Below are 18,891 nucleotides of genomic sequence, written 5' to 3'. Positions count from 1 at the left end.
AAATGTGTACGTAAATTGCAAATCATACACATCACATCCGAAAGATGCCGAATTTCGGCTCCGGTATCGGCGCGTTGCGCGAAGCAGCCAAGCCCAGCGCCAGCACGCGCCGCGTATCGGCCGGATCGATGATCCCGTCGTCCCATAGCCGCGCCGTCGCGTAATACGGATGGCCCTGCTCCTCATATTGCTGGCGGATCGGTGCCTTGAAGGCTTCTTCCTCGTCCTTGCTCCAGCTGCGGCCCTTCAGTTCGATACCGTCGCGCTTGACCGTGGCGAGCACGCTCGCGGCCTGCTCGCCGCCCATCACGCTGATGCGTGCGTTGGGCCACATCCAGAGGAAGCGCGGCGAATACGCGCGGCCGCACATGCCATAGTTGCCGGCGCCGAAACTGCCGCCGATGATGATCGTGAACTTGGGAACGTTGGCAGTCGCCACCGCAGTCACCATCTTGGCGCCGTGGCGCGCGATGCCTTCGTTCTCGTACTTGCGGCCGACCATGAAGCCGGTGATGTTCTGCAGGAACACGAGCGGGATCTTGCGGTGGCAGCACAGCTCGATGAAGTGCGCGCCTTTCTGCGCGGACTCGGAAAACAGGATGCCGTTGTTGGCGACGATGCCGACCGGCATGCCCTCGATCTCCGCGAAACCGCAGACCAGCGTGGCACCGAAGCGCTGCTTGAACTCGTGGAACTCGCTGCCGTCGACGATGCGGGCGATGATTTCGCGAACGTCGAAAGGTTTGCGGGTGTCGGTGGGGATGACGCCGTAGAGCTCTTCCGGTGGAAAAGCCGGAGCCTCGCGAACCGTGTCTGTGCTGCGAATGGCCTCGCGATTCAGATTCGCCACCGCCGACCTCGCCAACGACAGCGCATGAAGATCGTTCTGCGCCAGATGGTCCGCCACACCCGACAGCCGCGTGTGTACGTCCCCGCCGCCCAGGTCCTCGGCCGTAACGACCTCGCCGGTCGCGGCCTTCACCAGCGGCGGGCCGCCCAGGAAGATTGTGCCCTGCTCCTTCACGATGATCGATTCGTCGCTCATCGCCGGCACGTAGGCGCCGCCGGCCGTGCACGAACCCATCACCACCGCGATCTGCGGGATGCCGACGGCGCTCATGTTGGCCTGGTTGTAGAAGATGCGGCCGAAGTGCTCGCGGTCGGCGAAGACTTCGTCCTGGTTCGGCAGGTTGGCACCACCGGAGTCGACTAGGTAGATGCACGGCAAGCGGTTCTGCTCGGCGATTTCCTGCGCGCGCAAGTGCTTCTTGACCGTCATCGGGTAGTACGTACCGCCCTTCACCGTCGCATCGTTGCAGACGATCATGCAATCGACGCCGCTGACGCGACCGATGCCGGCGATCAGCCCGGCACCCGGTGCCGATTCCGCGCCCTTGCCGTCGAGATACATCCCGTAGGCGGCGAGCGGCGCGATCTCCAGAAAGGGCGTGCCCGGGTCGAGCAACTCGGCGACGCGGTCGCGCGGCAAAAGCTTGCCGCGTGCGACATGCTTGGCGCGCGCAGCCTCGCCGCCGCCGGCCTCGACCTTGGCGAATTGGGCGTGCAGGTCGTCGACCAGCGCCCGCATCGCTGCGGCGTTGGCCTGAAAGTCCGCGGAGCGGGCGTTGAGTTTGGTTTCGAGCTTGCTCATCGGATGTTGGCGTTCGGATTCAGGACGTTTCGGAAAACAGTTCGCGACCGATCAGCATGCGGCGGATTTCGCTCGTGCCGGCGCCGATCTCGTACAGCTTGGCATCGCGCCACAGCCGCTCGACCGGAAAATCCTTGGTGTAGCCGACGCCTCCCAGCGCCTGCACCGCTTCGCCGGCCATCCACGTCGCCTTCTCGGCCGAATACAGGATCGCGCCGGCGGCATCCTTGCGAAAACTGCGCGCATGGTCGTTGCGATCGCAGGCCTTGCCGACCGCGTACACGTAGGCGCGCGTGGCCTGCCAGGTCGAGTACATGTCGGCCAGCTTGCCCTGCATCAGCTGGAACTCGCCGATGCTCTGGCCGAACTGCTTGCGCTCGTGCACGAACGGAATCACCGCATCCATGCATGCGGCCATGATCCCGAGCGGGCCGCCCGACAGCACGGCGCGCTCGTAGTCGAGGCCGCTCATCAGCACCTTGGCACCCATGCCTTCGCCGCCGAGCACGTTCTCCTCCGGCACCTCGCAGTTGTCGAAGAACAGCGGGTAGGTGTTGGAGCCGCGCATGCCGAGCTTGTCGAGCTTGGTACCGGCAGAAAAGCCCGCGAAGCCCTTCTCGACGATGAAGGCCGTCATGCCGCGCGCGCCCATCTCGGGCTCGGTCTTGGCATAGATGACCAGCGTGTCGGCATCGCCGCCGTTGGTGATCCACATCTTGCTGCCGTTGAGCACGTAGCGATCGCCCTTCTTCTCGGCGCGCAGCTTCATGCTGACGACGTCGGAGCCGGCATTCGGCTCACTCATCGCCAATGCGCCGACATGCTCGCCGCTGACCAGCTTCGGCAGGTATTTCGTTTTCTGCGCCTGGCTGCCGTTGCGGTGGATCTGGTTCACGCACAGGTTCGAATGCGCCCCGTACGACAGCCCGACCGAAGCCGATGCTCGCGACACCTCCTCCATCGCGACCATGTGCGCGAGGTAGCCGAGTTGCGTGCCGCCGTATTCCTCGGAGACGGTCATGCCGTGCAGGCCGAGGTCGCCGAGCTTTTTCCAGAGGTCGGCCGGGAACAGGTTCTCGCTGTCGACCTTTGCGGCGCGCGGCGCGATTTCCGCATCCGCGAAATCGACGATGGCGTCGCGCAGGGAATCGACGGTGTCGCCGAGGTCGAAGTTCAGGCCCGGAAGGGTCGTCGATGGCATGGGTTTGTCTCCTTGCTGTTGCTCGCAAAGATGCAGCTTACGCCCGTGAAGTCCGCAGATGCCGCCACAATGGTTGCAAATCCAGCCACGTTTTCCCGCAGTCTTTTCCATCTTCCATGTCCTCGCCGACGCTTCTCAAATCCGCTCGTGCCGCGACGCCGATGGCTTTTGTGCAGGCGATCGTCCGGGCCTATACGCATTACGGTGCCGATCCGGCCGCAGCGCTGCATGCGGCACAGATCGCGCCGCAAACCGTCGGCGATCCGGCTGCTCGCGTGACGGCCGCGCAATTCGAGGCGCTCAACGCGCATGCGATGCAGGAGCTCGACGACGAGGCGCTCGGCTGGTTCTCGCGCCGGCTGCCGTGGGGCAGTTACGGCATGCTGTGTCGCGCATCGCTGACCGCACCGGATCTCGGCGTGGCGATCAAGCGCTGGTGCCGGCACCATCGTCTGCTTACCGACGACATTGCGCTCGACCTGCGGTTAAGCGGCGGCGTGGCGACGGTGTCGATCGAGGAACGCCGGCCGCTGGGCGTATTTCGCGAACTGTGCCTGGTGTCGAGCCTGCGCTTCCTGCACGGATATGCCTCATGGGCAATCGACTCGCGCATTTCGCTTCGGGAAGCGCATTTCCCGTTCGCGCTGCCCGCGCACGGCGATTCCTATCCGCTGATGTTCGGCGGCAGCCTGCATTTCGACATGCCGCGCGCCGGCTACAGCTTCGACGAGCGCTACCTCGCTTTGCCGCTGCAACGCGACGAACGCGCACTGCGGACCATGCTCAAGCGCGCATTGCCGCTGACGGTGCTGCAGTATCGGCGCGACCGGTTGCTGGGCGAACGCGTGCGCGAGTTGCTGCAGACTCACAGCACTGAAGTCTTCAACGCAGAGGGGATCTCGGGTCTGCTTCACATCTCGAGCCGGACGCTGCACCGCCAACTGCACGAGGAAGGGCTTTCGTTGCAGACGCTGAAAGACGAGGTGCGACATGCACAAGCGGTCGAGCAACTGCGCCGTACCGCAAGGCCGATCAAGCAGATCGCGCTGGCCGTCGGTTTCAGGAACGAAAAGAGTTTCTCGCGCGCATTTCTCGGATGGACCGGCATGACACCGGGCGAGTTTCGGCGCGTATCCTTTCAGCATCCATGACGACATCCATCGCTCGCCCTCCTTCTCTCTCGCAACGCCTAAAGGCAGAAACCGAACCGCAACACCTGCGCATGCACGACCTCATGGAACGAGGAAAACCGTTCGCCGACCTGAAGCATTACGCACGGTTCGTCGCCGCGCAATACCTGTTCCAACGCGACATCGAACATCTGTTCGCCGATCCGGCCGTCCGAGCGGCCGTGGCCGACCTCGACGCGCGTGGCCGCGAAGCAGCGTCGCTCTCCGATCTTGCGGATCTAGGCGCAATCGTGCCGCAGGATGCGCTGGCGAGCATCGGTGTGAACATGCCTGAGGCGCTCGGCTGGCTGTACGTTTCGGAAGGTTCGACGCTGGGCGCCGCATTTCTGTTCAAGGAGGCCGAGCGCAATCTCGGGCTTACGGCAGATTTCGGTGCTCGCAATCTGGCAGCGTATCCGGAGGGTCGGGCGACGGTATGGCGCCGGTTCGTCGCCTCGCTGGACGATGAAGCGCTGGCGCCTGAAACGCACGATGCGATCATCCAGGGCGCGTTGGCCGCATATGGGCGGTTCGGCAATCTGTTGCAGCGCCATTTCGACTTGCATGCCTGATCGCAAACAGCCTGAACAAGTGAAAACGGGGCCAGGAAAGAATTCCTGGCCCCGTTCATGAGACGCTTTTGAAGCCGCCGTGTCTGGAGCGGGATAAGAGACTCGAACTCTCGACCTATACCTTGGCAAGGTATCGCTCTACCAACTGAGCTAATCCCGCAATTTTTTGCGTCTCGAATTATATAACGTAAATCCGGGCTTTCTCGAGGATGCCGATCTTCAGGTGAGCAGCAACGTCATTCCAGGATCGCCTTTCTTCATCGCGCGCTGGTAGGACTCGCGCGATCCGATGCGCGCCAGATAAGAAAGGATGTTCGAGTACGGCGATAGATCCAGAGGCATGAAGTAGCGCATCGTGGTCAGCGTGAACACGATCATGATGTCCGCCGCGGTCAATTCGCTGCCGGCCAGGTATTCGGACTCGCCCAGTCGTGCGTCGACCAGCGCCATCGCGCGATCCAGCCGACCCCGCATCCCGACCAGCGTCGGATCGTCCGTCGCAAGATCGAGTCGCTTCAACACCATGTTGCGCCCCATGTTCGGCTGCAGGTTCGCATTGGCAAAATGGAACCAGTACAGATACTGCGCAAAGTCAGGATGCGCCGGTCCGAGTGCGAGCCGCCCCGCGCCGTATTTCCCGATGATGTACTCGACGATGGCGCCCGATTCGGCCAGAACCAGTTCGCCGTCGGTAATGACCGGCGCGGCGCCCAGCGGATGCAGCGCCCGCAATTCAGGCGGCGACAGCATCGTGACCGGATCGCGAACGTAATGCTTCAACTCATAAGGAACGCCGAGCTCTTCGCAGAGCCAGACGATGCGTTCGGATTGGGACTTGCCGAGATGATGGATCGTAAGCATGTCCAAGACGATAAATCTTCGTTGCGATCGGCGAGGTCGGCCAAGACGCCGTCAGCGCGCGGCCATGCGCAGCAGCCGGGCCGCTTCCTCTGCGCGCGCATCGTCGACTTCGCGCATTACGCCGCCCAGATCGACCGGACCGGTCGCATGCTTGAAGAGGCCTGTCAGCCCGGTCTCCGGCGACAGGTCCCCGCGCTCGTAAAGGCTCCAGATTTCCGCACCGTAGTGCGTCTTGAGCAATTCCGGTGCGAACTGGCCGAAGAAATTCTTGAGATTGTCGACGTCGCGCAGCAACATGCGCCGCGCGTGGTTGTTGCCGGCCGCGTCGACGGCCTGAGGCAGATCGATGATCACCGGACCGTCGGCAGCCAGCAGCACGTTGAACTCCGACAGGTCGCCGTGCACGACGCCGGCGCACAGCATGCGCACGACCTCGACCAGCAGGCTCGCATGATGGCGGCGCGCGTCCTCGGGCGTGAAAACGACGTCGTTCAGGCGCGGCGCGGCGTCGCCTTCGGCATCCGTCACCAGTTCCATCAGAAGCACGCCGTCGCAGAAGTTATAGGGTTCGGGCACCCGCACGCCGGCCGCGGCCAGCCGGTAGAGCGCATCGACTTCGGCGCTCTGCCACGCGGCCTCGGTGGCCTGCCGACCGAATTTCGTGCCCTTGGCCATCGCGCGCTGCAGTCGCGTGTTCTTGACCTTGCGGTTTTCGGTGTAGTCGACAGCCTGCCGAAAGCTGCGATTGGTTGCCTCCTTGTAGATCTTGGCGCAGCGCGTCTCGTCCCCGCAACGCACCACGTAGACCATCGCTTCCTTGCCGCTCATGAGCTGGCGCACGACGGTATCGATCAGGCCTTCGTCGACCAGCGACTGCAGGCGCGGCGGCGCTTTCATGCCGCTGCCTTGCGCCAGTCGGCCAGCATCGCCGGCAGCTGCGCCATGTCGGTGAAGATTGCCGCCGCGCCGACGCCGCGCAACGCTTCTGCTCCGCTGTGTCCCAGGCCGCCGGGGCTGTAGCCGAAAACAGTGGCGCCGGCCGTCACGCCGGCCATTGCGCCTGTCACCGTGTCTTCGATCACCGCGCAGCGAGCCGGATCGGCATCGAGCGCTTTTGCCGCAGCAAGATAGACGTCGGGCGCCGGCTTGGAGCGCGGCGTCTCGTGGCCGCTGAAGATGCGGCCGTCGAAGGCATCGAACAGGCCGATCTTCTTGAGCTGCAGCTCCACCTTGAGTCGGTCGGCGCCCGATGCACAGGCGATGCGGCCGTCGAGCGTCGCGTGCAATGCGCGGACTGCAGCAGGCGCGCCCGGAATCTCGATCAGATCGCGGTCCAGGACCACGTTGCGCCGCGCCCAGAAGCTTTTCAGCCACTCGTCGGTCAGCGGAACGCCTGTGTTCGCCTCGATCAGCGAGCGCTCGTCCTTCACCGCCTTGCCGATGAAGAGACGCATGCATTCGTCGCTGCTCAGCGTCCATCCGCGCTCCTCGAGCATGTCGCGCAATACGCCGTTGGTGATGGGTTCGGAGTCGACGAGTACGCCATCGCAGTCGAACAGCACGGCATCGAAGGGAAAGATGGACTTCATGCGTCGATGGTAGCCAGTTGTGGTTTCTCGAAGCGTCGCAAACCCTCGCCGAACGGTATTCCCTGACATACAAATTCTGTAGTACTAAGTTACTATTCATACGTCAAAGTATCCAGATGCAAAGGTCGGTAGCGTGTTCTTTTCCGAAGATTCGACGGCAGTACGTGGGCAGACTTCGGTGCGGCGCGCAGCGAAGTCGTCCGGCCACGCGGGATTCCGCGCACATCCACGCACGCTCTCTCTAGGGCAGCGCGCGGTCAAGCGCGCCATGGACATCGTCGGCGCACTGGCGTTCTTTGCGCTGTTCGCACCTCTGCTGCTCGCGATCGCGCTGTGCGTCGGGCTTTCCTCGGGCTGGCCGGTCCATTTCCGGCAGACCCGCATGGGACGAGGCGGCAGCCGCTTCCATTTCTACAAGTTCCGCTCGATGGTGACGGACTCCGACCGTGTGCTCAGGGAACTGCTCGATCGGGACCCGGATGCCCGCGCCGAATGGAATGCTTTCCAGCATCTGCGAAAAGACCCGCGCATCACGCGGATCGGCCGCTACCTCCGCAAGTCGAGCTTCGACGAGTTTCCGCAGTTCTGGAACGTTCTCATCGGCGACATGAGCCTCGTCGGACCGCGACCTTGTCTGGAGCGGCAGGCGAGCATGTTCGGAGACGCATGGGGCCACTATTGCGCCGTGCGGCCGGGCATCAGCGGACTGTGGCAGGTGAGCGGACGGAACCAGCTCACATTCGCCCAGCGCGTCGAACTGGATGTGTATTACGTCGAAAACTGGTCGATCCGGCTGGACTTGTCGATCCTGCTCAAGACCACCCGCGCAGTCTTTGCAGGCGACTAGGAAGACATTCGATGATCGGCCAGACAATTCTGCTAGTGGGCGCGCATGCGGACGACGTAGAGCTCAATGCCGGTGGCTCGATCCACAAATGGCGCGCCGACGGCCGGCAGGTACACGTTGCCATCCTTTCCGCACAGGAGGCCAATCTGCGCCATCGCGAAAGCCGTGCCGCCTGCATGCACCTGGATGTCGACCGCGTCTACGCTCTCGGCGGGCAGGACACGCGCTTGCGGGACAGCTTCAACATGCTGCTGGAACAGCTGGAAGACATCATCCGGACCCTCGCGCCCGACACCGTATTCACGCATTTCCATGCCGATACGCATCAGGACCATGTGAGCGCCTACAAGATCGCCGTCGCGGCCGCCCGGAAGGTGCCGAACTTCCTGATGTTCAAGCCGACCTATCCGAGCGGCCGGCCCGACATTCCTTTCCAGCCGAACGTGGTCAGCATCCTGTCACCCGCCAACATCCGAGCCAAGATCCAGGCGATCAACGCGTTCGACAGCCAGCGCGGCAAATACGGCGATGACCGCTGGGGCGGTGCGATGGAGGCTGTCGCGCGAGGCGACGCCTGGACCTATGCCGGCGTGCACGGGCACGCCGAAGTGTTTCAGCTCGGCCGCTTGAGGATGTAGATCTCGCTGCCGCCGGCCTTGAATTCGGCCGACTTGCCGGCCATGCCTTCGGTCACCGCGTCGGCCTCGCCGATGCCGCGCTGCGTGGCATATTCGCGCACCTCCTGCGTGATCTTCATCGAGCAGAACTTCGGTCCGCACATCGAGCAGAAATGCGCCGATTTGCTGACGTCCTTCGGCAGCGTCTCGTCGTGGAATTCACGTGCGGTGTCGGGGTCGAGTCCGAGGTTGAACTGGTCGTGCCAGCGAAATTCGAAGCGCGCCTTGCTCAGCGCGTCGTCGCGAGAGCGCGCACCCGGATGGCCCTTTGCCACGTCGGCCGCATGCGCCGCGATCTTGTACGCGATGATTCCCTGCTTCACGTCGTCGCGATCGGGCAGGCCCAGGTGTTCCTTCGGTGTGACGTAGCAGAGCATTGCAGTGCCGGCCCAGCCGATCATTGCCGCGCCGATGGCGCTGGAGATGTGGTCATAGCCCGGCGCGATGTCGATGGTCAGCGGGCCGAGCGTGTAGAACGGCGCCTCGTGACAGTGTTTGAGCTGCTCGTCCATGTTGGCCTGGATCATGTGCATCGGCACATGACCGGGGCCTTCGATCATGGTCTGCACGTCGTGCTTCCAGGCCACCTGCGTGAGTTCGCCCAGCGTGCGCAGCTCGGCGAACTGCGCCTCGTCGTTGGCATCCGCGCCGCTGCCCGGACGCAGCGCATCGCCGAGCGAGAAGCTCACGTCGTACGCCTTCATGATGTCGCAGATGTCCTCGAAGTGCGTGTACAGGAAGCTTTCCTTGTGATGCGCGATGCACCACTTGGCCATGATCGAGCCGCCGCGCGACACGATGCCCGTCATGCGCTTCGCCGTGAGGTGAATGAAAGCCAGCCGCAAGCCCGCGTGGATGGTGAAGTAATCGACGCCCTGCTCGGCCTGCTCGATCAGCGTATCGCGGTAGATGGCCCAGGTCAGGTCCTCTGCAACGCCGCCGACTTTCTCCAGCGCCTGGTAGATCGGCACGGTGCCGATGGGCACTGGCGAGTTGCGCACGATCCAGTCGCGCGTGGTGTGGATGTTCTTGCCGGTCGAAAGGTCCATCACGTTGTCCGCGCCCCAGCGGATCGCCCAGACCAGTTTCTCGACCTCTTCCTCGATGCTCGAAGTCACGGCGGAATTGCCGATGTTGGCGTTGATCTTCACCTTGAAGTTGCGCCCGATCGCCATCGGCTCGACCTCGGGATGATTGATGTTGGCCGGGATGATGGCGCGGCCGCGCGCCACTTCGTCGCGCACGAACTCGGGCGTGATGATCTGCGGGATGCGCGCGCCCATCGGGTTGCCCGCCACGCGTTTCGCGCGTTCTTCGTCGGCCAGGTATTCGGCCATCCACTCGCGCTTGCCGTTCTCGCGCAAAGCGACGTATTCCATCTCGGGCGTGACGATGCCGCGGCGCGCGTAGTGCATCTGCGTGACGTTCGCTCCGGACTTCGCGCGGCGCGGCGTGCGCTGAAGCGCGGCCGCGTCGGCGCGGAGCTGGGCGATCCGCAGGTTCTCCTCGCCCTTCACGCCGTCGTCGAGCGCGGCGAGCTGCCGCCCTTCGTAGCTTTCGGTGTCGCCGCGGGAAGCGATCCAGCCGCCGCGTACATCGGGCAGGCCGCGCCGCACGTCGATGTCGACTGCCGCGTCGGTATACGGACCGGAGGTGTCGTAGAGCGAGACGATCTCGCCGTTGCTGAGCGCGACGTCGCGCACGGGCACGCGCAGGTCCGGCAGGCTGCCGACGATGGCTGACTTGGTGGAAGCGGGAAAGGGCTCGCGGGTGAGCGTGAGCAGAGAGGCGAACTTGTCGACGGCATTCATGCGGGGCACTCCTGTTGTGGATGGGGTGCTCCGCAATCGCTCGACGGACCCACGGCCCGAAAACGAAACGGACCTGTGGATCAGGGGAACTGCAGCTCTTCTTCCGCCGGTACTAACCGGGTCAAGTTCGCGGGTTCGGCGATGAGGATCGCCGTCTCAGCACGTCGATACGTGCGCCCCGGAGCGGAATCGATTCTAGTGCGGCTCAGGCTCGAGCCGCAAAGAACCGATGCCCACCGCATCCGCGATGTCGTCGTCATGCGTCACCAGCAGCAGCGCGGTGTCGCTCTCTTCAACAGCATCCAGCAGCACCGCCATCGCTTCCTGCTGTGACAGCGGATCGAGACGCGAAGTCGGCTCGTCGGCGAACAGAAGCGCAGGACGCGCGACGAGCACGCGCGCCAGGGCGATGCGCTGCAATTCGCCGCCCGACACCTCGGACGGACGCCGCGCCAGCAGTTCCTGCGGCACGCCAAGGCGCTCGAGCCGCTGCACCACGGTCAGCCATGGGTAGCGATGGAGACCCGCCGCATCGCGCAAGGACTGCTCCAGGCTGACCGTCGGCGGAAACGACGCGGCCGGGTCCTGGTAGAGCTTCTGCAGCGCGGTGCCCGGCAGGCCGATGGCCCGTTGCACATTGCCGCGGTCCGGCTGCAGCAGGCCGAGCAGCACGTTGCCCAGCGTGCTCTTGCCGGTGCCGCTGGCACCGCGCACGACCAGCCGGTCGCCGCGACGGATGTCCAGGTCGACGTCGCTGAAAAGCGTCCGCTTGCCGAAACTTTTGGTCAGCTCGCGCGCAGCCAGCACCGGCTCGCCGCGTGCGGGTACGGCTCGCCGGACCCAGCGCGCGGGGTTGGCTTCGACAAGCCGGCGCGTGAACGCATGCTGCGGATCCGCGAGCACGACGCGCGTGTCGCCCTGCTCCACCACCTCGCCGCCACGCAACACGATCAGCCGCCCGCCGAGCGCCTGCGCCACGCGCAGGTCGTGCGTGATCACGACGACGCAGCCGCCTTCGCTCTGCACGGCGCGCAGCGTGTCGACCGTGCGGTCGCGCCAATGCGCGTCGAGCCCCTTGGTGGGCTCGTCGGCCAGCAGCACACGGGCGCCGCCGGCGCTCGCCACGGCGGCGGCGGCGCGCTGTGCCATGCCGCCGGACAGCTGCCACGGGTACTGCAGTGCGGCATCGGACAGGCCGGCGGCTTGGAGGTCTTGCAGGGCCGCAGCACGTGCGGTTTCGGCATCGACACCTCGCACCAGCGCATGCGACTCGACCAGCTGCGGCGCGACACGCATCAGCGGATCGAGGGCCAGCGCCGGTTCCTGAGGCAGTAGCGCCAGCGTGCGGCCCCACAGATGGCGTCGCGCGTATGCGTCCTGCGCCCGGCTGCGTGCGCCGTCCACGGTCACGGTGCCGCCAGCGCGCAGGGCGTCCGGCAGATTGCCCATCACCGCCTGCGCCAGCAGCGACTTTCCTGCGCCGCTTTCGCCCAGCAGCGTCAGTGCTTCTCCGGGCCGCAGGCTGAACGAGACGTCGCGCAACAGCGGTCGGCTGCCGACATGAACCGACAGCCCTTCGACCGACAGAAGGATCGCATCGCTCATGCCGCCTCCCCATCGCCGGCCAGCAGCATCATCCCCAGGACCAGCAGCATCAGCAGCGCCACCGGCGCGCCGATGAGCCACGGCGCTTCCTCGTAGTGCGGAAGGTATTCGGTCATCATCAATCCCAGTTCCGGCGTCGGCGGTTGCAGTCCGACACCGATGAAGCCCAGCGCAGCCAGCGCGAGCACGGCCTGCGCCGCGCTGAAGGCCAGCAACGTGCCAAGCACCGGTGCCAGCGCCGGCAGCAAATGGCGTCGCAACACGTAGATCGGACCGAAACCCAGCAGCCGCGAAGCCTGCACCGCATCGCCCGCCAGCACTGGCCGGCTCGCGGCGCGTGAGACGCGGAAATACTCGACCCACAGCGATAGAGAAAGCCCGACGTACAGCGCCCAGTGCCGTCCGGGCGCGATGGCCGCAAACAGCAGCACCAGCATCAGCCCCGGCACGGACAACACCATGTCGGCAAGCATCACCAGCGCGCGCTCGGTGCGTCCGCCGCGCCAGCTCGCCACGACGCCAAGCAGCACGCCCGGCACCGCAGCCGTGACGGCCGCGAGCAGCGCCAGACCGAGCGACAGCCGCGCCGCATGCGCGAGCCGCGCGAGCACGTCGCGTCCCAGCACATCGGTGCCCAGCCAGTACACATCGCCGGGTGCCTGCAGGCTGTCCGCCAGCACCTGCCGCGCCGGGTCGATGCCGACCAGCAACGGGCCGAGCAGCGAGAACAGCGCGACGAGCGTCAGCACGCCCATACCGATGTGACGGCGCGTCATGCCGCATCTCCCGTGCGACGGCGCGGATCGAGCGCCACGCATGCTGCATCCACCAGCAGGATGAACACCACGAACAGCAGGCCCATGCACAGCGCCGCCCCCTGAATCACCGGCACATCGCGACCGAACACCGAATGCACCAGCGCATGGCCGATACCCGGCCATGCGAACAGCGTCTCGACGACCAGCGCGCCCTCGACCAGGAACACGGCCTGAATGCCGAGATAGGTGACGACCGGCACCGTCGCCTGCCGCAGGCCGTGGCGCACCAGCGCCTGCCTGTCCGACAGGCCCTTGGTGCGTGCGAATTCGTACGACGGCGACAACACAGCCTCGCGCATCGCACCGCGCGTCACGCGCGCCAGCCCGGCGGCCAGACCGAGTCCCAGCGTCAGCGCCGGCAGCACCAGGCTGCCCGCATCGTGGCTTCCCGCCACTGGCAGCGCGCCGAATCGCACGGCGACCAGCACCATCAGCAGCACGGCCAGCAGGAACGAAGGCAAGGCCCGCAACAACACGGCTGCGGCCATCGTGAAACGATCGACCCAGCCGCCCGCATGCAGGCCCGACCAGATGCCGAGCGGCAGCCCGATCACCGCCGCAATCACCGCAGCCGCGACCGACAACTTCAGCGTCTCGCCGAGCGCATGAGCGACCTCTTGCCACACGGGTTCGCCGGAGACCAGCGAAACGCCAAGGTCCAGCCGGACGATCTCGCCCCACCAGTGCAGAAGCGCGATCCACACCGGACGATCGAGCCCCAGCTCGGCACGGACCGCATCGGCGGCCGCGCTGCTCACCAGGTCGTAGCCGTAGCGACCGGCGGCGATGCGCATCGCCATGTCGCCCGGCAGCGCCCTCGCCATGAAGAAGCAGGCCGTGCCGACCAGCAGTGCCAATGCGACGATCTGGAAGCTGCGACGCAGCAGCAGCCCGGCCCAGGGAGAGCGAACGGAATGAACAGTCCTCATGCGCTCCACCTCATTGCGGAAAGTCGATAAGAGCGCTCGAGCGGATCGAGGCTCACATCGGCCAGGCGACCGCTCACGGCCACCTGTTGCCGATACCAGGTCACCGGAATTACCGGGAGCCCTTCCTGCAACGCCGCCGCCACTTGCGCACGCAAAACGGACGTGCGGTCAGGAGACGGCGTGGTGCGTTGCAGTTCGGCCAGCGCCTGTACCAGGTCGTCGTTCTTCCAGCCCATTGCGCCCCAGTCGCCGCCGTTCGTGCCGAAGTCCTGCGCCAGCGTGCCGGTCGGATCGGGCATGTTCGCGTAATTGCGAGCGGCCAGCGCCAGCTGAAGGCTGCCGTCGCGATGGCCGCGCGGCACGTCGCCAGAATTGCCGATGTCGACCTGCACCGCGATGCCGGCCTCTTTCCACTGCGCCTGCAACGCGGTCGCGATGACCGGCAGCTCGGGCCGGTCGACGAAGGTGCGGATCGACAAACGCAGCGGCTGGCCGTCGCGGTCGCGCAGCCCGTCCGGTGTGCGCCTCCAGCCGGCTTCTGTCAGCAGCCGCATCGCAGCACCGGGGTCGTAAGCGAGCGGCGCGAGCGAGGCGTCGTGCCAGCTGCCGAGCGTCGGCGGGAAGAGCTGGGTCGCGGCCAGTTCCGGATCGCGCAACAACGCCTTGGCGATGCCGGCACGATCGATCGACAGGCTGAGCGCGCGCCGCACGCGCACGTCGGCCAGCGCAGGCAATCCGGCATTGACCTTGACGATGACCGTGCGCGGCAACGTGACCGCGGCAATGCGCACCGCGCCGCGTTTACGAAGGCGTGTGAGGCTCACCGGATCGAGCCCGAAAGCCAGATCGGCCTGTCCGCTCTCCGCCATCAGCGCGCGGGTTTCCGCGCGGCTGGCCGACAGGTACGCCACCCGCTCGACCGCCGGACGCGGTCCGTCGTAGCCGTCGAAAAGCACCGCCTCGACGCGCTGCGGCGGCTCCAGGACGACGACCCGGTAGGCCCCGCTGCCGACGATGGCGCGCACCGTGCCGTCGGGGCCGTAACTCACCGGCGCCAGCACCAGCGTGCTGCTGTGCGCGAGCAGCGCGGTCAGGCCGCTGTACGGCGCCGACAGCCGGATCGTCAGCGCGCCTCGGCCCTCTGGCTCGATCGCCACGATCGGCGCCACGCTGAGCAGCGCCGGCGGGGTGCGCGCAGCACGCAGGCAACGCACCACGGCATCGGCCGTGACCGGCGTGCCGTCATGGAAATGCGCACCCGGCCGCAGCACGAAGCGCCAGACCAGTCCATCGGGCGAAACACTCCAGCGCTGTGCCAGTCCGGGCAGCGGCGTGCCGTTGTCGGCGGCGTCCATGAGCGTCTCGGCGATCTGCATCCGCGTGAAGACGTACCCGCTGCTCGCCGGCGCGAGACCCCCGATTTCCCAGGGCCCGACGATCTGCAGCGGCGTGCGGACCGACTGCGCGAATGCCGACGTACGCGCTGCTGCGGCGACGCCAGCCGCAGCCAGCGACACGCGCAACGCGGTACGCCGCGTGAATTCGAAGTCGTTCATCAGAACCTCGCCTGCAGGCCGACCGTGACCGATCGCGCCGTGCCCGGCGTCACCCAGACGCGGCTGTAGGAGCTGGCGTAGTAGGTGCGGTCGAACACGTTGTCGACGTCCACCGTGAGGCGCAACATCGGGTTGATGCGCCAGTAGCCGACCAGCTTGGCCGTGGTGTAGGCCGGCAGATCGAACGCGGGCGTGCCGGCGTTCGCTTCGGCCTGCGTGCGGGCCTGTCCGAGCCGCTGCCCGACATGCGTCACGCCGCCGCCGACACCGTAGCGCTGCCCGTTGGCCAGGGCGTTCTCGTACATCGCCAGCAGGCTGCCGTTGACCTTCGGCACGTTGAGCAGGCGACCACCGGTTTCGAGCGTGTTGTCGCGCGTGATCTCGACATCGTTGAAGACCAGGCTGGCGTTGACGCGCCAGTTCGTCGTGACTTGACCGGCCAGATCGAACTCCAGCCCACGGCTGCGGATCTCGCCCGCTGCCACCGAGAAACCGGCATTGGCCGGGTCAGCAGTCAGCACGTTGCGCTTGCGGATGTCGAACAGCGCCGCGGTCGCACCCATGCGGCGGTCGACGCTTTCCCACTTGGCGCCTAGCTCCAATGCTTTGCCGGTTTCGGGCGTGAAGGCCTGCGCCGCGACATCGGAGCCGACATTGGGGCGGAAGGAGCGGCCGACGTTGGCATACACGGTCCACTGCGCGTCGGGCAGCCAGCTCAGGCCGATGCGCGGCGACGTCGACGACGGCTCCTGTGCGGCCAGCGCACCCGTGCGGCGATTGAGCAGCGACTGGTCGTAGTTGTCGGCGCGCAGGCCGGCGATGAGGCGCCACTGCGGCGACAGCTTGATCGCGTCCTGCACGTAGAACGCGGTATTGCGCTGCTTCTCGCGGGTGTCGGTATTGGCGAGGGGCGTCGGCTGCGCCTGACCGTAGACCGGGTTGTAGATGTTGATGGCGTAAGGCGCAGCCGCCGTCGGGTTGGCCCGCAGCATCAGCGAATCCATGTCGAAGCGGAAGCTTTCCATGCCGAACAGCAGCTCGTGTTCGACCGGCCCGGTCTTCACGACGCCCTGCAACTCCGCCTGCAGCGCGATGTCGTCGGAAGCGAAATCGCGATAGCGGCGCTGGCGCGTGAGGTCGCCGTTGGCGCGCAAGGCAGTCGCCTCGGTCGAGAAGCCTTCGACGGAGGTCTCGCGGTAAGACAGCCCGACGCGACTGCGCCATGCCGGACTCCATTCGTGCGACAGGATCAGCTGATGCGTCTGGTTCGTCACCGTCACGTCGCCGTCGGCCGGCTCGCCCAGGAAAGTCCGGCGCGATACGGCGCCCAAGCTGCTGTTCACGGCCACGACACCACGATCGAGCGGCGTCGCATGCCGCAGATACTCGCCCGAATACTCCAGCACCGTGTCGCGCCCGAGCTTCCAGGTGAAGGCCGGTGCGATCACTTCGCGCCGCGCCTTGACGTTGTCGCGGAAGCTGTCGCGGTCTTCTATGGCGACGTTCAGGCGATAGGCGAACCTGTCGCCGACCGGGCCGGTGCTGTCGAAGGCACCGCGCTTCAGGCCGTAGCTGCCGACATAGCCTTCGACCGAGTTCGCAGACGTCCACAGCGGGCGCTTCGAGACGATGTTGAGCGTACCGCCCGGCTCGCTGCTGCCGTAAAGGGCCGCGGCAGGGCCCTTGAGGAACTCGATGCGCTCGACGCCGGCCAGGTCGCGCGGCGCGTTGAAACCGCGGTTGGACGAGAAGCCATTGAACAGCGTCGCCATGCCGGTGTTCTCGTTGCCCGGCAGGCCTCGGATCGAGATGTTGTCCCAAAGGCCGCCGAAGTTGTTCTGGCGCGAAACGCCGCCGACGTAGTCGAGCACGTCGTCCAGCCTGGTGGCGCCGAGGTCGTCGATGGCCTGGCGGGTGACGATACGCACCGATTGAGGGAGTTCTCGCAACGGCAGATCGGTCTTGGCGCCGGAGGCTTCGTCTGAGTGATAGGCGCCGGACTCGGTGCGGCCGACGACCTCGACGGTGGAGAGTTCGTCGGCGGCGAAGGCAGCAACGGGCGGCGCGAACAGGACGGCGATGGCGAAAGTGATCGGCAGCGGGCGCGCTGAAACGGGAACGCGTGGTTCCGGGTAGCGGATGAAAGGCATGAAATTACTCGGCAAGAACAGGCGAACCGCCCGACGCTGGAGGCGTGCCGGACGGCAGGAAGCTGAAGATGGAAGCGAGGGGCGTCAGCCCCGCGCCGGTGCCGAAGGTGGATCGCGGACGGCAAAGCGCCAGCGTTCGAGACGGGGAACGAATCGGACGGCCAGCGCCGCGTCTGGCAGATCCGCGGCAGCGGCGGCGGCCAGCGACGGGATCGGAGCGGTGCGGATCGCCGTCGAAAGATGCGCGAAGGCCAGACACCAGGCGCACAGGCCATCGACGCTACGACCGCCTTGTTCGCCGGTCTCGCCGGCATTGCCGGTTTCGGCTTCGCTGGTCGATGCAGCCGCACGTTCGATCTTCTGCGCGAGGTGTGTCGCCTCGTGCGCAGGCATGCCGATCACCGTGTGGAAACACAGGGCGAGGAGCAGGAGACGGATCAGTGCGCGGCGTATGAACATGGCGAGGGCTCGGAATCATACGGGCCCGGCCTCTGTCGAGATTGCCTGGAACGGCCTTTGCATGCCACCATCGCCACCGAACCGGAGCACCCATGACCCCAAAAATCCTGCGACGCGCAACCCTGACGGGCGCTATCGGCCTTACCGCCGTGCTTCTAACCGCCTGCGGCGCCATCGGCACCTTTTCGTCCCCCGCCGTCATCGACAACAGCGCCATCGGCCAGCCGGATTTCCGCAGACATGTCGCAACCTACGGCGTGGTTTACCGGCTGCCGATCGACGTCGTCGACACGCTCGACATCCGGATCAACAGCCAGCTCAGGCGCGACCTGGTGCGGCTAGGACTGCAAACGGAGGCGCTGCTGCCCAACATTCCGCATGTCACCGTCGTGCACATCCACAGCGCAGACCCGTCCACACCGCGCAGGATGCTCGCCGCGCTGCCGAAGCCGCCGGGACCGATCCGGCTGACGCTCAAGGGTTTCTACACGACGGAAGCCGCCAAGGACGCCGGCCGGCCGTGGTGGCTCGATCTGGGCATCGTCAAGTCCGGACCGGGCTTCGAGGCAATGATGGCTTTCAACACGGCCACCACCGCGGCGATGGCGCCGCTGCGCGACGGGCCGCTGCCGCGAGTGACGGGTCCGGTCTACGCGAAGATGGGCGATGCAGGCAAGGAACTGGTCCGGACGGTGGGCGTCAGCGGCGTGAACGTGATCAGGGACGGCAAGGAGGTGCGCTCGCACAATCCGCACAACACGCTGGTCTACAGCATGACGCCATTCACGCCTGCGCTGCAGGCGTCGATGAACGAGGTGGCCGACAAGTTCAACGCGGTCATGCCGGAGGGCATCGAAACCACCTTCAACACGGTGTCGATCGTGGAACTGGCCTTTGCCGGCAATGTGACCCGGGAGATCTACCGGATCGGCCTTGTCGACGGCAGCGTCACCGACGCGGAGACAGGTCGGGCCGTGAAGCGCTGACCTTGAGGAA

General features: G+C 65.9%; 17 protein-coding genes, 1 tRNA gene and 1 riboswitch. Of the genes, 5 read left to right on the top strand and 13 right to left on the bottom strand.

The annotated features are described in order from the left end of the window. Positions 1–31: 31 nt before the first annotated feature. Positions 32–1,651 (bottom strand): carboxyl transferase domain-containing protein, encoded by a 1,620-nt coding sequence (locus ACSFA3_RS09310; RefSeq protein ID WP_435505165.1) that lies wholly within the window; start codon positions 1,649–1,651, stop codon positions 32–34. 19 nt (positions 1,652–1,670) lie between these two features. Beyond that, on the bottom strand, positions 1,671–2,852 hold the full coding sequence (locus ACSFA3_RS09305) for an isovaleryl-CoA dehydrogenase (RefSeq protein ID WP_435505164.1): 1,182 nt from the start codon (positions 2,850–2,852) through the stop codon (positions 1,671–1,673). Positions 2,853–2,968: 116 nt separating this feature from the next. Between ACSFA3_RS09305 and ACSFA3_RS09300 the strand changes: the two genes are divergently transcribed. After that, a complete protein-coding gene (locus ACSFA3_RS09300; RefSeq protein ID WP_435505163.1) occupies positions 2,969–4,003 on the top strand; it encodes an AraC family transcriptional regulator in 1,035 nt (344 codons plus the stop codon). Further along, the gene (locus ACSFA3_RS09295; RefSeq protein ID WP_435505162.1) at positions 4,000–4,593 is read left to right on the top strand and encodes a biliverdin-producing heme oxygenase; all 594 of its coding nucleotides are present in this window, start codon (positions 4,000–4,002) and stop codon (positions 4,591–4,593) included. The genes ACSFA3_RS09300 and ACSFA3_RS09295 overlap by 4 nt, the downstream gene beginning before the upstream one ends. An 84-nt stretch (positions 4,594–4,677) precedes the next feature. Here ACSFA3_RS09295 and ACSFA3_RS09290 read toward each other — a convergent pair. From ACSFA3_RS09290 to ACSFA3_RS09275, 4 genes are all read right to left on the bottom strand, one after another. Next, positions 4,678–4,753 (bottom strand) — tRNA-Gly (locus ACSFA3_RS09290). Between the two features lie 59 nt (positions 4,754–4,812). Continuing rightward, entirely contained in the window at positions 4,813–5,454 is a 642-nt protein-coding gene (locus tag ACSFA3_RS09285; RefSeq protein WP_435505161.1) for a glutathione S-transferase family protein, read from the bottom strand. A 51-nt stretch (positions 5,455–5,505) separates the two neighbouring features. Further along, a complete protein-coding gene (locus tag ACSFA3_RS09280; RefSeq protein WP_435505160.1) occupies positions 5,506–6,351 on the bottom strand; it encodes a PA4780 family RIO1-like protein kinase in 846 nt (281 codons plus the stop codon). Then, complete coding sequence (locus tag ACSFA3_RS09275) at positions 6,348–7,043, bottom strand: HAD family hydrolase (RefSeq protein WP_435505159.1); 696 nt, start codon at positions 7,041–7,043, stop codon at positions 6,348–6,350. Before ACSFA3_RS09275 ends, ACSFA3_RS09280 begins: the two co-directional genes overlap by 4 nt. A 133-nt stretch (positions 7,044–7,176) precedes the next feature. Between ACSFA3_RS09275 and ACSFA3_RS09270 the strand changes: the two genes are divergently transcribed. Next, positions 7,177–7,890 carry a sugar transferase gene (locus ACSFA3_RS09270; RefSeq protein ID WP_435505158.1) on the top strand — a complete coding sequence of 238 codons (714 nt, stop codon included), beginning with the start codon at positions 7,177–7,179 and terminating at the stop codon, positions 7,888–7,890. Between the two features lie 11 nt (positions 7,891–7,901). Then, positions 7,902–8,528 (top strand): PIG-L deacetylase family protein, encoded by a 627-nt coding sequence (locus ACSFA3_RS09265; RefSeq protein ID WP_435505157.1) that lies wholly within the window; start codon positions 7,902–7,904, stop codon positions 8,526–8,528. On the opposite strand, the gene thiC is transcribed toward ACSFA3_RS09265, so the two are convergent. The 7 genes from thiC to ACSFA3_RS09230 all read right to left on the bottom strand — a co-directional run bounded on the left by thiC (position 8,504) and on the right by ACSFA3_RS09230 (position 17,895). Next, positions 8,504–10,378: a phosphomethylpyrimidine synthase ThiC gene (gene thiC / locus ACSFA3_RS09260; RefSeq protein ID WP_435505156.1), complete on the bottom strand. Its 1,875-nt coding sequence runs from the start codon at positions 10,376–10,378 to the stop codon at positions 8,504–8,506. The genes ACSFA3_RS09265 and thiC overlap by 25 nt on opposite strands. 81 nt (positions 10,379–10,459) lie before the next feature. Beyond that, positions 10,460–10,569, bottom strand: a riboswitch (TPP riboswitch). Between the two features lie 4 nt (positions 10,570–10,573). Then, the gene (locus ACSFA3_RS09255) at positions 10,574–11,983 is read right to left on the bottom strand and encodes an ABC transporter ATP-binding protein (RefSeq protein WP_435505155.1); all 1,410 of its coding nucleotides are present in this window, start codon (positions 11,981–11,983) and stop codon (positions 10,574–10,576) included. Then, positions 11,980–12,759 carry an ABC transporter permease gene (locus ACSFA3_RS09250; protein WP_435505154.1) on the bottom strand — a complete coding sequence of 260 codons (780 nt, stop codon included), beginning with the start codon at positions 12,757–12,759 and terminating at the stop codon, positions 11,980–11,982. Before ACSFA3_RS09250 ends, ACSFA3_RS09255 begins: the two co-directional genes overlap by 4 nt. Then, positions 12,756–13,730 carry an ABC transporter permease gene (locus tag ACSFA3_RS09245; RefSeq protein WP_435505153.1) on the bottom strand — a complete coding sequence of 325 codons (975 nt, stop codon included), beginning with the start codon at positions 13,728–13,730 and terminating at the stop codon, positions 12,756–12,758. The genes ACSFA3_RS09250 and ACSFA3_RS09245 overlap by 4 nt, the downstream gene beginning before the upstream one ends. Then, positions 13,727–15,286 carry an ABC transporter substrate-binding protein gene (locus tag ACSFA3_RS09240; protein WP_435505152.1) on the bottom strand — a complete coding sequence of 520 codons (1,560 nt, stop codon included), beginning with the start codon at positions 15,284–15,286 and terminating at the stop codon, positions 13,727–13,729. The genes ACSFA3_RS09245 and ACSFA3_RS09240 overlap by 4 nt, the downstream gene beginning before the upstream one ends. Beyond that, positions 15,286–17,436: a TonB-dependent siderophore receptor gene (locus ACSFA3_RS09235; protein ID WP_435505151.1), complete on the bottom strand. Its 2,151-nt coding sequence runs from the start codon at positions 17,434–17,436 to the stop codon at positions 15,286–15,288. The genes ACSFA3_RS09240 and ACSFA3_RS09235 overlap by 1 nt, the downstream gene beginning before the upstream one ends. 84 nt (positions 17,437–17,520) lie before the next feature. Beyond that, a complete protein-coding gene (locus tag ACSFA3_RS09230; RefSeq protein ID WP_435505150.1) occupies positions 17,521–17,895 on the bottom strand; it encodes a DUF2946 family protein in 375 nt (124 codons plus the stop codon). Positions 17,896–17,987: 92 nt separating this feature from the next. Here ACSFA3_RS09230 and ACSFA3_RS09225 point away from each other — a divergent pair, with 92 nt between their 5' ends. Then, positions 17,988–18,881, top strand: coding sequence for a hypothetical protein (locus ACSFA3_RS09225; protein ID WP_435505149.1), 894 nt, complete (start codon positions 17,988–17,990; stop codon positions 18,879–18,881). Positions 18,882–18,891: the final 10 nt, after the last annotated feature.

Source organism: Variovorax glucosi (assembly GCF_051216695.1).
In the GTDB taxonomy this organism is placed as follows: domain Bacteria; phylum Pseudomonadota; class Gammaproteobacteria; order Burkholderiales; family Burkholderiaceae_C; genus Variovorax.
Note: the sequence above shows the minus strand (reverse complement) of the source record. Positions and strands in the feature narration are given on the sequence as shown.